We start from the raw sequence: 15,097 nt of genomic DNA on the forward strand, positions 1-15,097 counted from the left end.
ACCGTCATGTCCGGGGGTAGCAGAGCGGGCAGGCGGTCAGCGGCCACTGGTTCGGGGTGGGTGGCGCGCAGACCGCGCCGCAGTCGGCGAGGCCGAGCCGATTCCGCTGCGCGCCATGGGAGATCCGCCGCGCGTTGGCCGGGGAGACGTGGTGCACCCGGTCACTGGTGAACACGCCGGGCCAGCCGCGGGCGGGGTCAGGCGACGACATGAGAGGGCAGCCAGAGGGCACTCGCGCTCCCGGTGCGGCCGGGCGCGCCGGGAGCGCCGTGCGGGGGAAGTTCGAGCAGTTCGGTGACGACGTCGGCGACGTTCCCGTGCCGTTGCCACAGGGGTTGCGGAGTGCCCCGGTCGAGGTCCGCGAGCCGGTAGCGGGCGGCCGTCGCGTCGTGCCGGTCGTGCGCGACGTAGGTGTCCATCGCGCCGTGCGAGGCCCGGAATCCGTGCACCGAGAGGACTTCGCCCCGGCTCGGCACGTGCTGGAACCGGAACCCGGCCCGCACGCTGGCGCGGATCGCCGCGAGGTGCGGGAGGAACGAGGACTCAACTCCGGACAGCATTGCCACCCCCGGAAATCGGCTGGAGACGTGGAGCCGGTGGCCCGGTCGGGGAGGAGGGGAGACCACCGACCCCACGTCAGCGACGTCGGATCGCCGCTAAGTCGAATCTATAAGCGGCAATGCCATCTAGATAGTCGCCCTTTAGGGGGATCATGTTTTCGAGCGGTACGCGGCAGACTGTCGCGGAGCGATCTAGGAGGCAGCGTGACGAACCCGGGGCCGGTCATCCGCAGGCTCGAACTCGGCTTGGAACTGCGCAGGATGCGTGAAGCGGCCGGAGTGGAGCCGAAGGAGATCGCCGACCTGCTGCGCTGGGACGTCTCCAAGGTGTCCAAGCTGGAGAACGGTGCCCGCACGATCTCCGCCGCCGAGCTGGACCGGATCGCCGAGCGCTGCGGTGTCGACGGCGACCGGACCGAACGCATCCACCAGCTGGCGAAGGAAGCGCGCAAGCGCGGCAGCTACGGGCGGGTGCAGGACTGGGCACGGTCATACGTGGGCATGGAATCGGTGGCCGGCGAACTGCTGATCCACTACGGCGACATGATCCCGGGCATCTTGCAGACGAAGGCCTACGCCGAAACATTGCTCAAGCAGGCGATCTCCGTGCGACCGGAGGACGTGGGGCGGATCGCGGACAGTCGCGTCGCTCGCCGCGCGCGGCTCACCTCGCCGAATCCTCCGGAGTTGTCGGTCGTCCTGGGCGAACCGGCGATTCGCGGTGTCGTGGGAAACGGCGAGGTCATGCGCGAACAGCTCGACGTGCTGCTGGACGTGGCGAAGCTGAAGCACGTGACGTTGCAGGTCCTGCCGCTGTCCGACTGGGCGCACCTGGCGTTGGGATCGCCGTTCACCATCCTCAACCTCGCCGAGCCGGAGAAGACGATCCTCTACCTGGAGGGTCTGACGAACGCGGATTATCTTGCTGGTCCGCAACACCTCAAGTCCTATACCGTTGCGTTCAACCGTTTGAGGGTCGCAGCGCTCAGCGAGTCCGCTTCGGCCGAGCTCATCCGGGACGCACTCGGGAAGCTCGAATAGGACAGAAGAAGGTGGCACCGTGACCGCCCAGGACACACCGGCCGTGAACTGGCGGAAGTCCACCCGCAGCAACGCCAACGGCGGAGCGTGCGTCGAGGTCGCGTTATCCGCCGACCGCTCCGCGGTCCGCGACTCCAAACTCGGCGCCACCGGCCCGATCCTGAACTTCGACGCGAACGCGTTCGGCGCCTTCCTCGGGGCCGTGAAAGCGGGCCGGCTCGACGGCTGAGAGCGCTCGGCACGGTTGCTCGGCTGTTGTGGCGTCGGAGTTTCCGCGAATCAACACCGGTACCGCCTGGTCTAGGTAGGGTGCCGACCCGTGGATCAACGGTGGCAGCTGAACGAGGAAGATCTAGAGCCCGAGGCGGCCCGGAACTCCGAGCGATCGGACTCGGCGGACGACCTGCTCCGCGGCCGGGACCCGGCGGGTGTCGTCACGGTCCACGTGACCGACACCGGCGAGTTCCGCTCGGTCGAGCTGGCCTCCGGCTGGAAGGGCACGACTGATCCGCGCAGCCTGTCCACGCACGTCGTAGCCGCCGCGAACGACGCGACCATGCGAGCGGCGACGGCACAGGCCGAGCTCGTGCAATCCGCTCCGCCAGAGGCCCCGGCGAAGCCGGTCGAAGGCATCGCCGCCTCCGATGAGCCGATCACGGCCGCGGACGCGATGCAGCTCATCAACGCCGTGTCCGCTGACCTGGAGGCGTTCAACCAGCGGATGACCGACGCCGTCGGCGCGATGGTGTCCGGCCAGAGCAGCGGCGGCCACGTCCGGGGAACGTCGAAACAAGGCCAGATCCTGGACCTCGTCATCGACGCGACCTGGTGCAGCGCCGCGCGCAACAGCGAGATCGAACGCGAACTCGCCGACGTCCTACGAGTCCTGCGCAGCAAAACCTCCCCGGGCGATGTGGCCAACGGACCGCAGAGTCCGGCGATCTCCCAACTGTTCGCGCTGGCGAGCGACCCGCAGCGATTCCTCCGCCGCCTCGGCTTCGTCACCGACCCCCCGAAGGGACCCTGATGGCACCCCCGAACGGAGAAGGCATCAAAACCGCCCTCGACGCCATGCACACCGACGCAGCCCTGTGGCGCGAACAAGCCGAAGCGATGAACGGCCCAAAGCAGGCGGTGGAAGCCGCGCGGATCAACGACGCTGACAGGTTCTACTTCAGTGATGAGCTCGGCTTGGACGACACGTTGGAAGAGCTGCGCACCGCGATCGGAGACTTGCTCGGCCAAGGGCAGCAATATTTCAACAAGATAGCCGACGATCTGACAGCTGCGGCCGAGCAGTACCAAGCCGACGACGACGCCGCCGTACACGAGCTGAACAATCTTCTTGGAGAACACCCGTGACCGCAGCCGCCGGAGATGACGTCATCCACATGGTGAGCGGAAAGCTCACCGAAGTGCAAGAGATGGTCCAGAAGCTCTACGACGGCGTCAATCAAGTGTTGAGCTGGGTGCCCGAAGCCTTCCTGCGCCTGATCGAACCGATCAAAAAGGGGATGGAAGAGTTCGGGAAGATCCATTTGAAGATTTTCGAGGACATCAACGAATTTGTTCAAAAACCTGGTCAAGTTGACCTTCTGCGTGAGATTTCGAAGCAGTGGTCCGATCAGGTTTCGGCGTCGCTGAAAGATGTCGCCGGTGCTATCAACTTGGATAAGCATCGCAGTAACATCGAATGGGAAGGGCGAGCTGCCGAGGCGTACAAGGCTCTTGTCCCCGGGCAGTCCGGTGCGGTGACCAGCATTCAGGGTGCCGCCGACAAGATGGTTACGGCGCTAGATTCGTTAGCCAACGCCATTGAGATGTTCTGGGTGGCTGTCTGGGTCGCGGTGGTTACATTCGCGGTGGGGCTGGTGGGTGCAATCGCCGGGTTGGCGGGGATCGTCACGGCACCGGCGGCTGTCGTCGGTATCGCCGGAGTCGCTTCCGTGGTCGTCGGTCTTATCGGGGCTGCTGTGACTGCTTTCTACGCCACCGTTCAGCCGATCAACTCGCAGGTCCAGATCATCAGCAGTGCCATCGATGGCCTAGGTGAGCAGTGGACGAAGCCGAACAATGGCGTCGATCTGGGTGACGGCAGTGCCAGCGATGGTGATGGGTCCAACTGGGAGGTCCGATGATTCCGATTCCTACTGGCCCTGGGCCGACGCCTAGGTTCATTCCTGTGTCGCCCGAGTGGGAACGCACGAAGAAGCTGCGTCTGCTGCTCACGGGTTTAGCGCTGATGATCGGATACCCGATCATTGCGGTGGTCGGCGTGACATGGACTTTTTTCCTGCCGGTCTCTGAGAACACGCTTTCTATCGGGGTTGCGCTGACGGTAGGAATGTTCGCATTATTTGGCTGGCTGCTGGGTTTGTCCGTCTTGTTGAGTCAGTCGTATTTCCGCGGCGGGTTCTTCGACGTCGCCGGATCCAGGGTACTCGTCCGGCAGGCGTTGGTGTTGTGCATCGGGACTGTCGTCATGAACGGTTTTTCCGAGGCTCTCCTGGCGCTCATCATCAGTACTTCAGCAGATCGAAGCAGTGGGCCGATCGTGTTGGACGCGGAACTCGTGCTCTACCTGGTATTCATGGCGGCCCCGATGTTCATGGCTGGAATCGCGTGGTGGCTGATGTTCAAGTCAGTGCGCCCTGAGCCTCCACAGTGGTGATGAAGGAAGGCTCTGATGGTCGTCTCCATCCCGTACGGCCCGCCGCCACCGCCGAGGTACATCCCGGTTTCCGCTGCGTGGATTCGACACGCGAAGCGATGCCTGCTGGGGGCAGGACTGCCGTTGTTGTTCGTCTCCGCGATGGTGGGCGCGGCTGGAATTCCGGCGCCGTTCTTCCTGGTTTCCGTGGGCAGCTTCGCGGTGCTCACAGCGATGCTGACAGCAGTGGCAGCGCTGTTCGGCTTCATGCACGGCGTTTTCACGCTTACGGCGCGGTCGTACTTCAAGACCGGATGGCTGGAGGCGAACGGTGCAACCGGCAGCCGCCGCGGTTCGGTCATTCTGATGGGAGGCGTGTTCGCCTTGAGCGCGCTGGCGGCGTTTTCCCTCCACTTGGATTCCGAAGGCGGCGTCGAACTTCTCGTGTACACGGCTTTCCTGTTCCTGCCCGCGTTCCTGTCGTTCGTGGCCACGATCGTCACGTTCACGGCATTGCGATCGGATATTCCGGGACTGCGGTGAGCGGTTCGGCTCGGCACGGTGCCGTCTTGCTCGTTCCAGGTGGCAGCACGGTCACGGTCCGGTTGAGATCTCACTCTCCCCATCGGCGCAGTCCTGGTCGGCTCGGAGCCGTCGGCACACCCGCTGATCATCGCTGTGAATCGCCGTCAATGCAGGTCAACGGAATGTGCAAATCTCTGCCTTGGAAACCATTGGGCTGAACGGGTGGCGATCACCCTCGGCGCGTCATCAACTACTGTGTTGATCGTCATACCGGTAGTTGAGTAGGTTCGCGCACGCGTGGATGCCCGAGCGTGCACCATGCTCAGCTGACGCGTGGACATGCCAGGGGAGGAAGCATGACCGGGTTCAGAATTGACCCAGAAGCACTTGAAGGTGCGATCCGGAAGCTCGAAGATGCTCGGGATGAAGCTAGGCGACTGACGCAGAGTTCTCAAATGGCGATGCCAGGTGAGTTGACCGCGAAAGACGCTACAACTGCGACGGCGCGAGAGCTGTTTGAAGCGCGCGCAAGTGGGGTCGATGCCTCGTTGCAGGGAACGGCTGGGGAAATTGTTAAAAAGCTGACGGCGAAAATCGAGTCATATCGCCAGACCCTGGAAGAGTACAGGCAGGCTGACGACAATGCGACGGTTGACGCCAATCAAGTTGGGCGGGCGTAAAGGTAAATGAAGATCTGGAATTCGTCTGCGGTGCGCCTCCTGTCCTTGCTGGCGTCGTCGGCGATCCTTGTCTCTGGCTGCGCTATTGGAGATCAAGCCGGGGGTGATGGCTCTCAGTCGACGGTGCCGAATGAGAAGCCGTCGGAAGTCAAGGATCCGCGCGAAGCCTCGGGGGCGAGTCCGTGTGACCTTTTGAAAGCTGGCGACGCTCAAGCTATGGGGTTGGAGCCGACGGGTGAGGTCACACCGAATCAGCTGGACCCGACGATGCCGGACTCGTGTGAGTGGCAGTCTCCTGGTGGGGAGACCTCGGTCGCGTTGAGCGCTATCCCTGGGCGTTCCATTCAGCAGTATCGGGAGTCTGCGGCGAGTTATGTCGACTTCGCTGAGATGGAGATCGCCGGGCATCCTGCGGTGCAAGCGAATAACGCTCCGCCGGAATCGGGTAGTTGTGGAATCTATCTCGCCACCAAGGATGATCAGATCTTGTTTTCCTTTGCGTTTGACACTCCCCCAGGTGAGAAGTTTGATCCGTGCTCGTATGCGAAGGGTGCACTCGAGCGGTCTGTTCCCGGTCTTCCTTCGGCGAAGTGAAAAAGGTTGAATATGTCTTCTCCTGTATCCGAATTTAGCGGGATTACTGGCTCTGGCATGTGCTTCGCCGGTGTGGCGAAGCAGTTGCGCGCAGATATGGGCGGGTCGCCTGACTCTGGATCGCTGCCGAGCGCGATGAACCACGGAAGTGCTGCGTGGGAACAGGCAAAGAGTCGATTTGAGCAGTTGGCGACGGACATCGAGGCCGCTCTTGGCGACGCCGAGTCCGCGCACGAAGGCCGTGCTGCCGACGCGGCGAACGCATCGATCAACGAGATCGTGCCGCACGCCAGGGCCGCCTCTGAGACCGCCGGAGCAGTGAGCAAGGCGCTGGCGAATCAGGCCACCACGCAGAACTCGACGTTCCACGAGATTCCCGGCGAGGGCGAGACGCTCAGCAATGGTCGTCCGGTTCAGCTTGATCCGCCGGAGAAGGGGTGGGTCGACGACTACGACGACACCTGGTACCTCGGCTGGGCGAGTGATTACGAAGAGCGGCAAGAAGACTTCCAGCTGACGAACGACCGGGCGACCGAGGTTCAGGAGCGCTACAAGCGCGAGACCGAGGCCAACCTCGCCGCGGTTCCCGAGTTCCAGCCGATGCCCGGTGAGCCGGCCAACGCGACTCCGGTCGGTGCCACGACTCCTTCCGCGCAGAGTGCGATGGGGAGTTCGCAGTTCAGCAGCCTTTCCTCCGGTGGTGGGGCGCCTGCGGGCAGTTCCTCGTCGTGGGCTTCGTCGCCCGTCTCCGGTGGCGGTGCTCCGTCGCTGGGTGGCGGGTCCGGTGGTGCGGGGGCTCCTCCGGCCGGGTCCGGTTCGGCTTGGGCGCCTGCTCCGCCGAGCGGTGGTCTGCCTCCGGGTGTCGTGCGCGGTCCCGACGGAACGCTGTACCGGCAGAACCCGCGCACGGGGGCCTGGGAGCGGCAGAACCCGCACAACGGTCGCTGGGCGCCGTCGCCGGGCGGTGGTCCTGGTGGCGCCGCGGGCGGTCGTGGTGCCGGTGGTTCCGCCGGTGGTGCCGGTGGTCGCGCGGGTGGTCTAGGTGCCGGTGCCGGTGCCGGTGCCGGTTCTGGGGCCGGTGGTCGTGCCGGGGTCGGCGGTCTCGGTGGCGCCGGTGGCGGTGCGTCCGCGGCCGGTGGTGCCGGAGCGGCCGGCCGCGGTGGCGCGGGTGCGCCCGGTGCGGGCATGGGCGGTGCCGGTCAGCGCGGCGGTCAGCAGGGCGAGGACGCCGAGCGCGAGCGGCCCAGCTGGCTCATCGAGGAGGAAGACGTGTTCACCAACGACATGCGGGCGGTGGCCCCGCCGGTCTTCGGCGACTGGGAGAACCAGGACCGCTGATGAGCCGAGGCAGAATGTCGATCAGCCCGCTCGCCGCCGCCTACCTGTGCGAGCGGTTCGACAGCCACATCCACCCGCTGCTGCGGGTGGGGCGGCTGGCGGGCGAACCCACCGAGGACGAGCGCACCCGCGCTTCCCGCGCGGGCAGCCAGGACTTGGCGCGCCTCGGGTACCTGGAACGCGATGATCTGCATCCGTTCCTGGACGACGCGTGGCAGCTGCTGACCAAACCGCCGCTGGCGGTGGGGGTGGCGGTGCACGCCAAGCGAGGCACCTCGTTCAACGCGGTCTGCGTCGAACAGGGCCGCGCCACGGTGCAGGCGTACCAAGCCGACGGTGAGAACAACGATGACCTGCAGGACATCGTGCTCAGCAGGCAGGAGTACGGCGGCCCGGCGGGCAACGCGGTGGAGCTGATCGGCGATCTGACCCCGGGGCGCGGCGGAACGGCGAGCGTGCCGACCGAAGTGCTCGACAACGCCACCAAGCGCAGGCGCAACAACCCGAACGGGACGTTGCTCAGCGCGCTCACCGGTGCGGGGGTGAAGAGCGCCGACGCGCGAGTGCTGGCGACGGTGCTCACCGCCGAACGCGAGCTGGACGGGGTGTTCACCGCGCGCAGCCACGACCGGCGAGTCGGACGCACGCGCCGGCCGCCGTACTCGGTGTCGTTCTTCACCGGCGCGGACGGTTGCTACCTGACGCAGAAGCGCGAAGGCGGCGACGGGCGGCAGTGGTTCACCGTGGCCCCCGCCGACCGGCGCAAGCTCACCGCGAAGATCGACGAAATGCTCCGGACGGTGGCGCTGCCCGCCGTCCGGTGACTCAGGTGGAGCGCTCGGTGCTGCCGCGCGCGACGAGGTGAGCCGACAACGTTCGCGTGGTCGGCTCACCCCGGTCACCACCGATGCGGCGCAGCAACAACTGCGCCCCCAGCGAACCCATGTCGTAGGCGGGCTGGGAGACCACGCTCAACGGCGGATCCAGCAACGTGGCCCACGGCGCGTCGTCGAACGCGATCACGCCCACGTCGCGGCCCGCCCGCAGGCCCAGCTCGCCGAGCGTTTCCAGCACGCCCACCACCATCGCGTTGTTCGCGACCAGCAACGCGTCCGGCGGCTCGTCCTGGTCCAGCAGCTGCCGCGCCGCGCGCCGGGCGCCGGCCGCGCGGAACTCCGTGTGCCGGACCAAGCCCAAGTCCGCGAGCCCCGCCGCTTCCAAGCCCTCCCGGTACCCGTTGAGGCGCGCGTCCGCGGTGGGCATGCCGCTCGGACCGGTGAGGCAGCCGATCCGGACGTAGCCCTGCTCCGCCAAGTGCAGCGTGGCGTTCTTCGCCGCGCTGCCGCTGTTCACCAGGACCGTGTCCCCGCCTCCCGGCAGCGGCCGGTCCAGCGCGACGATCGGGGTCGCGTGCGCGCGCAGCAGCGCGGCACCCTCCTCCCGGCCGGTCGGGGACAGCAGGACGCCCGCGACGCGCTCCTGCAGCGCCACGTCCAAGTACTCGCGTTCCTTCGCCGGATCGTCGTCCGAGTTGCACAGCACGACCGAGAAGCCGGCGGCGTGCGCGACGTCCTCCACACCTCGGGAGATCGCGGTGAAGAACGGGTTCTCCACGTCCGAGATGATCAGCGCGAGGACCGCCGTCTCCTGCTTGCGCAGGTTGCGGGCCGGTCCGTTCGGGCGGTAGCCGAGCTCGTCGGCCGCCGCCGCGACCCGCGCGGCCAGCTCCGGATCCACGGTGCTCTTGCCGTTGAGCGCGCGGGAGACCGTCGCGGTGGACACGCCGGCCCTGGCCGCCACGTCACTGATCGTCGCCACCGGACCTCCTGATGTCGGCTGGCCGCGTGGTTGCGGCGTGGATTCCTTGACAGCCTCGCCAAGCCCAGAATAACTTCCGGGAAAACGATTGCTCATAACCCGGTCGGTCATCGATGAACGAATTCGGGTGGCAGCGGCAGGCGCGGAACCCCAGCGCAGGCACGCCCGTGGCGTTCTCCGAACCCGGCCGGGCGCGGTGAGAGCCGACCCGGAACGAGATCGTTCTCGAAGCGGGGCGGCTCGTCGGCGGACCGGTCCGTTCGACGATCTCGTGGCCCGCGAACCGAAATGGCACGTCCCGACGCAACCCTGGCACGTTCCGCAGAACCTGGGAGGACCCGTGGCCCGCATCGGTGTGGTCGGCATTTCCGACGGTCGTGATCATGTGCACGCTCGCAACGCGGAATTCATCCAAGCCAAGCAGGACGCCCTCGTGGCCTCGCTGCGGGCTGCAGGGCACGACGTCGTCGCAGGTGGTGACCTCGTGGCCACCAACGTGCTCGCCACCTCCGTGGCCCGCGAGGTGGCCGCCGCCGACGTCGACGTCACCGTCTTCTACTACACCGTCTGGTCGTTCCCGCACTTCACGATGCTCGCCGCCGACGCCACCCGCAGCCCGCTGGTGCTCGTCGCCAGCACCGACCCCACCGAACCCGGCCTCGTCGGGATGCTCGCCGCGGGCGGCGCGCTCGACCAGATCGGGCGCAAGCACACCCGGGCCTGGGGCGCCCCCGACTCCCCGGAACTCGCCGCCGCCATCGGCGTGCAGGCGACCGCCGCCGCCGCGGTGAAGTCGCTGCGCGGAGCCACCTTCGGCCGGTTCGGCGGGCGACCCATGGGCATGAACACCGCCGTGGCCAACACCGACCAGTGGCAGCGCCAGTTCGGCATCGACGTCGAAGAGATCGACCAGTACGAACTCGTGCTGCGCGCCGAGAAGGCCGACGCCGCCGAAGCCCGCAAGGGCCGCGAGTGGATCGAGCAGCACGCCGCCGGAGTGCACTACGACGGCAAGAAGCTCACCCCGGACCTGCTGGAACGCCAGATCCGCTCCTACATCGCGGTCCGCGACATCATCGCCGAACGCCACCTCGACTTCTCCGGCATCAAGGGCCAGCCGGAACTCACCGAGAACTTCGCGACGATGGACGTCACCGAGGCCTTCCTCAACGACCCCTACGACTGGAACGGGCCGAAGGAGACCCACGTCTGCGCCACCGAGGCCGACATGGACGGCGCGCTGACCATGCAGCTGTTCAAGCAGGTCGCCCGCACCCCGGTGCTGTTCGCCGACGTCCGGCACTACCACGCGGACCGGGACATCTGGGACCTGTGCAACTCCGGTCAGCACGCCACCTGGTACGCCGCGCGCAGCGACGACCCGGCGGAGAACCTCGCGAAGGTCAACTTCTACCCGGAGGTGTTCTTCTTCCCTGCGGGCGGCGCATCCGTGCAGCACATCGCCGCACCAGGGCAGATGACGCTCGGCAGGCTCACCAGGGAAGCCGGGGAGTACCGGCTGCAGATGATGCTCGGCGAGTTCGAGAGCTACGACGACGACACCAACCGCACCCTCGTCGAGCAGTCCACCCCGGAATGGCCGCACGCGTTCGCCCGGCTCGACGCGCCCGGCGACGTGTTCCTGTCCAAGTTCGGCGCCAACCACCTGCACGCCGTGCCCGGCGACCACCGCGCGGAACTGCGCGCCGTCGCCGAGCAGCTCGGCGTGCGCCTGGACGAGTGGACCCGGGGCTGAGCCGTCCGGCTCCAGCGCGCGCTCAGCCGGTGAGGCAAAGCCGAACAAGCTGAAGCGGGCACAGCCAAAAGCGGACCTGGAGCGGCTCGATTCCGATCAGCACCAGGTCACGGGCCACGTCCAGCGGCCATCGGTCGGAATCGGGCTCCGGCCGATGGCCCACCGGGCGGCCCGCGAAGTCCGAAACGGACAGGAGTGCGGATCACCCGGTGGCGAGGTCTTTACGATGCCGCGGGGAACACCGGACGAGCGGGAGGAACAGGCGATGTCTGAGGGCGTGCTGATCGGAGTCGACGTCGGAACGTCGAGCTCCAAGGGTGTGCTGGTCACCACCGACGGGCGCATCGTGGCCCGAGCGACCCGGCCGCACGAGACCTCCTACCCGCATCCGGGCTGGGTCGAGCACGACGCGGAATCGGTGTGGTGGAACGACTTCGTGGGCATCGTGCGGGAACTCGTGCCCGCCGCCGAAGGCCGCAGCATCGAAGGGCTCGGCGTCAGCGGCATCGGCCCGGTGCTGCTGCCCGCCGACGGCGACGGCAACCCGCTGCGGCCCGCGATCCTCTACGGCGTGGACACCCGCGCCACCACCGAGATCGCCGAGCTCACCGAGGAATTCGGCGCCGACGAGATCCTGCGCCGCGGTGGATCCGCGCTGACCAGCCAAGCCGTCGGGCCGAAGATCCGGTGGCTCGCCAAGAACGAACCCGAGATCTACGCGCGCACCGAGAAGCTGCTCATGTGCAGCTCCTACCTGGTGCACCGGCTCACCGGGCGCTACGTGCTCGACCACCACTCCGCCAGCCAGTGCGACCCGCTCTACGACCTGCAGGCACGGGACTGGTCGAAGGACTGGGCGCAGCGCGTCGCCCCCGACCTGCCGCTGCCCGAACTCGCGTGGCCCACCGAGATCGTCGGGAAGGTCGGCCCGCAGGCCGCCGCCGAGACCGGACTGCCCGAAGGGCTGCCCGTCACCACCGGCACCATCGACGCCTGGGCCGAAGCCACCAGCGCGGGCGTGCGCGAACCCGGCGACGTGATGCTGATGTACGGCACGACGATGTTCTTCGTGCAGGTGCTCACCGACCCCCGGCCGCACTCGGCGCTGTGGGGGACCTGCGGCGTCTTCCCCGACACCTACACGCTCGCCGCGGGCATGGCGACCTCCGGCGCGGTGACCGACTGGATCCGGCGGCTCGTCGACGGCGACTTCGCGGAACTCGTCGAGCAGGCCGCCGGTGCCCCCGCCGGGAGCCGCGGGTTGCTGCTGCTGCCGTACTTCGCCGGGGAGCGGACGCCGATCTTCGACCCCGACGCGCGCGGTGCGCTGCTCGGGCTCACCACCAGCCACGGCCGGGCCGAGGTGTACCGGGCCGCGCTGGAAGGCATCGGCTACGGGGTGCGGCACAACCTGGAGGCGATGAGCTCCGCCGGTGGCCGCGCGGGGCGGCTCGTCGCCGTCGGCGGCGGTACCCAGGGCGGGCTGTGGACGCAGATCGTCTCCGACATCTCCGGGCAGGAGCAGCAGGTTCCGAGCGAGACCGTCGGCGCCGCCTTCGGCGACGCGCTGATGGCGGGGGTGGCCACGGGAACCGCCGTGAACGAGCGCGAGTGGAACCCGGTGGCGCGGACCGTCGTGCCGGACGCGGCCCGCACCGAGCGCTACGACGCCTTCTACCAGCGCTACCTGGAGCTCTACACCGCCACCGCCGACATCCAGCACTTCCTCGCGGCCCAGCAGCACGCCGCCGACGCCTGACCCCCGCGCACCGCGGTTCCGAGCGAACGGACCGTTCGTCCAATCCCGTTGGGCGAACGGTCCGTTCACTCGTTTCCGGTTTCGTGCAGCGGTGCTGTGGTTTGGAGTGAGCGGACCGTTTGTCCAATCCCCTTGGATGAACGGTCCGTTGACTCGTTTCTGGGGCTCGTGCGGCGGTGTTGTGGTTCGTAGTGAGCGGACCGTTTGTCCGGTTCGGTTGGTCGAACGGTCCGTTGACTTGTTGCTGGGGCGTGCTGGAGCCACTCGAACGGGTGAAGGGGTTGTTATGGTCCTTGGCGGTCGGCACCGGTGATCGGAGCCAACGGTTCCGGGAGGGCGGCATGGCCTCGGCACGGCGGGTCTGGCGAGCGGTGCTGGCCGGAACGGCGGTGCTGACCGCGGCCGCGCTCACCTCGGGATGCCTCGCCTCGTCCGAAGCGGGGAGCGGGACGCTGATCGGCGCGGCGGCCGCAGACCTGGGAGCGAGCCGGACCGTGGCCGACCAGGTGTACGCGCAGCGCCCGAGCGGGCCGTTGGCCCTCGACCTGTTCCTGCCCGCGGGCAACGGCCCGCACCCGCTCGTCGTCTACGCGCACGGTGGTGGCTGGGACGCGGGGAATCGGGCGATCGACGGGCGCCTCGCCGCCGGTGGAGCGGCCGAGTCGCTGGCGGCGGAACGGATGCTGAGCAAGGGGTTCGCGGTGGCCACCGTGGACTACCGGCTCAGCGATCTGGGCCCCGCGCCGGCGCAGGTGGAGGACGTCGCCGAAGCGGTCCGCTGGCTGCAGCGGCACGCCGGGGACTGGCGGCTCGACTCGGAGCGCATCGTGCTGTGGGGCGCCTCAGCGGGCGGATTGCTGGTCTCGCAGCTCGGGGCGGTCACCGATGATCCGGACGAACCCGGCGGCGGGCTCACCGGAATCCGCGGTGTCGTCAACTGGTTCGGCCCGACCGACCTGAGCGTCGAAGCGGAACTGGCGAACCCGCGGCTGTCCGACTACTCGCGCCGTACGGTGCGGAAGTACCTGGGCTGCCTGCCCAATGAGTGCCCGCGCCACGCCGACGCGGCCAGCCCGATCCGCAATCTCTCCGGTGCCGAGCCGCCGTTCCTGATCCAGCACGGCACGAAGGACTCCCTGGTGCCGATCAAGCAGAGCCTGGACTTCGCGGACGCGCTGCGCGAACTCGGCGTGGACGTCGCGCTGCACCCCTACGACGACTTCGACCACGGCTTCACACCAGGCCCGAGCGTCCCGATGATCGTCGACGCGATGGACGCCTTCCTCGCCGAACACGGCTGACCCGCACTGCGCCTGGCAACCGAACGGCGTCGGTGTACGGGTGAGCGGCGTTCCCGCTCCTCGTCCTGTCAGTGGCCGAGCAGCGACCAAGCGAGTTCCGCCACCCGAGCAGGACGAGCACAACGACAGGGCCTCAGTTCTCGGAGGCTTCGGTGCCGACGAGTCCCTCCTCCTCGCGGCGGACCGTTCCGATGGAGGCCGAGCCGCCCGCGCTCTCGGCCAGCGGCTGCACGGCGCCGCGGAACGACTCCAGCGCGTCGAGCTCCCGGCGGCGGGCCGAGACGAACCGCTGCAGGTGCGTGCTGGAGAGGTTCACCGCCTCCACCGCGCCCGAGGCCGCCCGCTGCGCGCGCACCGCCTGCGACCGCACCTGCTCGATGTCCTCGGCGATGGTGCGCTCGGTCGCCGCGAACAGGGCGGCGGAGGCGAGCACCGCGAAACTCGTGGGCCCGCACAGGAAAACGCGCTTGTCCAGCAGCCAGGACAGCAGGCTCGGGTCGGTGTCCAGCGCGGTCACCACGGCCGCGTCGGACGGCACGAACATGATCGTGCCGTAGATCGCGTCCGCCCAGCGCTGGTACCCCTTGCCCGCGAGTTCCGTCGCGCGGGAGCGGATGTTGCGCACGTGCACCCGCAGCGCCTCGCCGCGCTCCTGCGGGTCGTTGGTCTCCATCGCCTCGGCCCACACCGCGAGGCTCGCCTTCGCGTCCACCGGGACCTGCCTGCCGCCGCCGACGGTGAGCACGAGGTCCGGCCGGGCGGCACCGCCACCCGCCAAGTCGGTCTGCACGCTGAAGTGCACGCCTTCCCGCAGTCCCAGCGACTTCGCCGTCTCGACGAGCACCTGCTCGCCGAGCTCGCCGCGGCCGGTGATCGACGCGAACGCCACCTCGTACCGGCGCAGCGCGGCCTGCTGCTCGACGGTGCGGGCGCGTTCGGTCTCGACCATGCGCAGCGCGTCGTCGGCACGCCGCGCGGAGTCGGTGTAGAGCCGCCAGATCAGCAGCAGCGCCCCCGCGAACAGCAGCATCAGCACGATCACGACGGCGGTCAGCACGCCGGTACCCATGACGAT

General features: G+C 68.0%; 18 protein-coding genes. 14 read left to right on the forward strand and 4 right to left on the reverse strand.

The features are described 5' to 3' along the window. Positions 1-4 precede the first annotated feature (4 nt). A complete protein-coding gene (locus BJ969_RS02270; protein ID WP_184476832.1) occupies positions 5-211 on the reverse strand; it encodes a hypothetical protein in 207 nt (68 codons plus the stop codon). Beyond that, positions 198-560: a hypothetical protein gene (locus BJ969_RS02275; RefSeq protein ID WP_184476834.1), complete on the reverse strand. Its 363-nt coding sequence runs from the start codon at positions 558-560 to the stop codon at positions 198-200. Before BJ969_RS02275 ends, BJ969_RS02270 begins: the two co-directional genes overlap by 14 nt. A gap of 204 nt (positions 561-764) precedes the next feature. On the opposite strand from BJ969_RS02275, the gene BJ969_RS02280 reads away from it, so the two are divergent. The 11 genes from BJ969_RS02280 (at position 765) to BJ969_RS02330 (ending at position 8,212) form a co-directional block, all read left to right on the forward strand. Further along, positions 765-1,601 carry a Scr1 family TA system antitoxin-like transcriptional regulator gene (locus tag BJ969_RS02280; RefSeq protein WP_184476836.1) on the forward strand — a complete coding sequence of 279 codons (837 nt, stop codon included), beginning with the start codon at positions 765-767 and terminating at the stop codon, positions 1,599-1,601. A gap of 19 nt (positions 1,602-1,620) precedes the next feature. After that, entirely contained in the window at positions 1,621-1,830 is a 210-nt protein-coding gene (locus BJ969_RS02285) for a DUF397 domain-containing protein (protein ID WP_184476838.1), read from the forward strand. 90 nt (positions 1,831-1,920) lie between these two features. After that, a complete protein-coding gene (locus BJ969_RS02290; RefSeq protein WP_184476840.1) occupies positions 1,921-2,628 on the forward strand; it encodes a YbaB/EbfC family nucleoid-associated protein in 708 nt (235 codons plus the stop codon). Continuing rightward, positions 2,628-2,963 (forward strand): hypothetical protein, encoded by a 336-nt coding sequence (locus BJ969_RS02295; RefSeq protein ID WP_184476842.1) that lies wholly within the window; start codon positions 2,628-2,630, stop codon positions 2,961-2,963. Before BJ969_RS02290 ends, BJ969_RS02295 begins: the two co-directional genes overlap by 1 nt. Then, complete coding sequence (locus BJ969_RS02300; RefSeq protein WP_184476844.1) at positions 2,960-3,739, forward strand: hypothetical protein; 780 nt, start codon at positions 2,960-2,962, stop codon at positions 3,737-3,739. Before BJ969_RS02295 ends, BJ969_RS02300 begins: the two co-directional genes overlap by 4 nt. Before the next feature lie 44 nt (positions 3,740-3,783). Further along, positions 3,784-4,272, forward strand: a complete 489-nt coding sequence (locus BJ969_RS02305; RefSeq protein WP_184476846.1) for a hypothetical protein — start codon at positions 3,784-3,786, stop codon at positions 4,270-4,272. Positions 4,273-4,287: 15 nt separating this feature from the next. Beyond that, complete coding sequence (locus BJ969_RS02310) at positions 4,288-4,794, forward strand: hypothetical protein (RefSeq protein WP_184476848.1); 507 nt, start codon at positions 4,288-4,290, stop codon at positions 4,792-4,794. A 338-nt stretch (positions 4,795-5,132) separates the two neighbouring features. Further along, complete coding sequence (locus BJ969_RS02315) at positions 5,133-5,456, forward strand: hypothetical protein (protein WP_184476850.1); 324 nt, start codon at positions 5,133-5,135, stop codon at positions 5,454-5,456. A gap of 6 nt (positions 5,457-5,462) precedes the next feature. Further along, positions 5,463-6,050 (forward strand): DUF3558 domain-containing protein, encoded by a 588-nt coding sequence (locus BJ969_RS02320; protein ID WP_184476852.1) that lies wholly within the window; start codon positions 5,463-5,465, stop codon positions 6,048-6,050. Positions 6,051-6,236: 186 nt separating this feature from the next. Further along, positions 6,237-7,388, forward strand: a complete 1,152-nt coding sequence (locus BJ969_RS02325) for a hypothetical protein (RefSeq protein WP_184476854.1) — start codon at positions 6,237-6,239, stop codon at positions 7,386-7,388. Next, the gene (locus BJ969_RS02330) at positions 7,388-8,212 is read left to right on the forward strand and encodes an ESX secretion-associated protein EspG (RefSeq protein WP_184476856.1); all 825 of its coding nucleotides are present in this window, start codon (positions 7,388-7,390) and stop codon (positions 8,210-8,212) included. The genes BJ969_RS02325 and BJ969_RS02330 overlap by 1 nt, the downstream gene beginning before the upstream one ends. Position 8,213: 1 nt before the next feature. Here BJ969_RS02330 and BJ969_RS02335 read toward each other — a convergent pair whose 3' ends face one another. After that, entirely contained in the window at positions 8,214-9,206 is a 993-nt protein-coding gene (locus BJ969_RS02335) for a substrate-binding domain-containing protein (protein WP_184476858.1), read from the reverse strand. Between the two features lie 340 nt (positions 9,207-9,546). On the opposite strand from BJ969_RS02335, the gene BJ969_RS02340 reads away from it, so the two are divergent. The 3 genes from BJ969_RS02340 (at position 9,547) to BJ969_RS02350 (ending at position 14,022) form a co-directional block, all read left to right on the forward strand. Then, positions 9,547-10,962: an L-fucose/L-arabinose isomerase family protein gene (locus BJ969_RS02340; protein WP_184476860.1), complete on the forward strand. Its 1,416-nt coding sequence runs from the start codon at positions 9,547-9,549 to the stop codon at positions 10,960-10,962. Between the two features lie 265 nt (positions 10,963-11,227). Next, the gene (locus BJ969_RS02345; RefSeq protein WP_184476862.1) at positions 11,228-12,721 is read left to right on the forward strand and encodes an FGGY-family carbohydrate kinase; all 1,494 of its coding nucleotides are present in this window, start codon (positions 11,228-11,230) and stop codon (positions 12,719-12,721) included. Between the two features lie 341 nt (positions 12,722-13,062). Next, positions 13,063-14,022 (forward strand): alpha/beta hydrolase, encoded by a 960-nt coding sequence (locus tag BJ969_RS02350; RefSeq protein WP_184476864.1) that lies wholly within the window; start codon positions 13,063-13,065, stop codon positions 14,020-14,022. 133 nt (positions 14,023-14,155) lie between these two features. Here the strand turns inward: BJ969_RS02350 and BJ969_RS02355 are convergent, their stop codons facing one another. Then, the gene (locus BJ969_RS02355; protein WP_184476866.1) at positions 14,156-15,091 is read right to left on the reverse strand and encodes a DNA recombination protein RmuC; all 936 of its coding nucleotides are present in this window, start codon (positions 15,089-15,091) and stop codon (positions 14,156-14,158) included. Positions 15,092-15,097: the final 6 nt, after the last annotated feature.

It is taken from the genome of Saccharopolyspora gloriosae (assembly GCF_014203325.1).
In the GTDB taxonomy this organism is placed as follows: Bacteria; Actinomycetota; Actinomycetes; order Mycobacteriales; family Pseudonocardiaceae; genus Saccharopolyspora_C; species Saccharopolyspora_C gloriosae.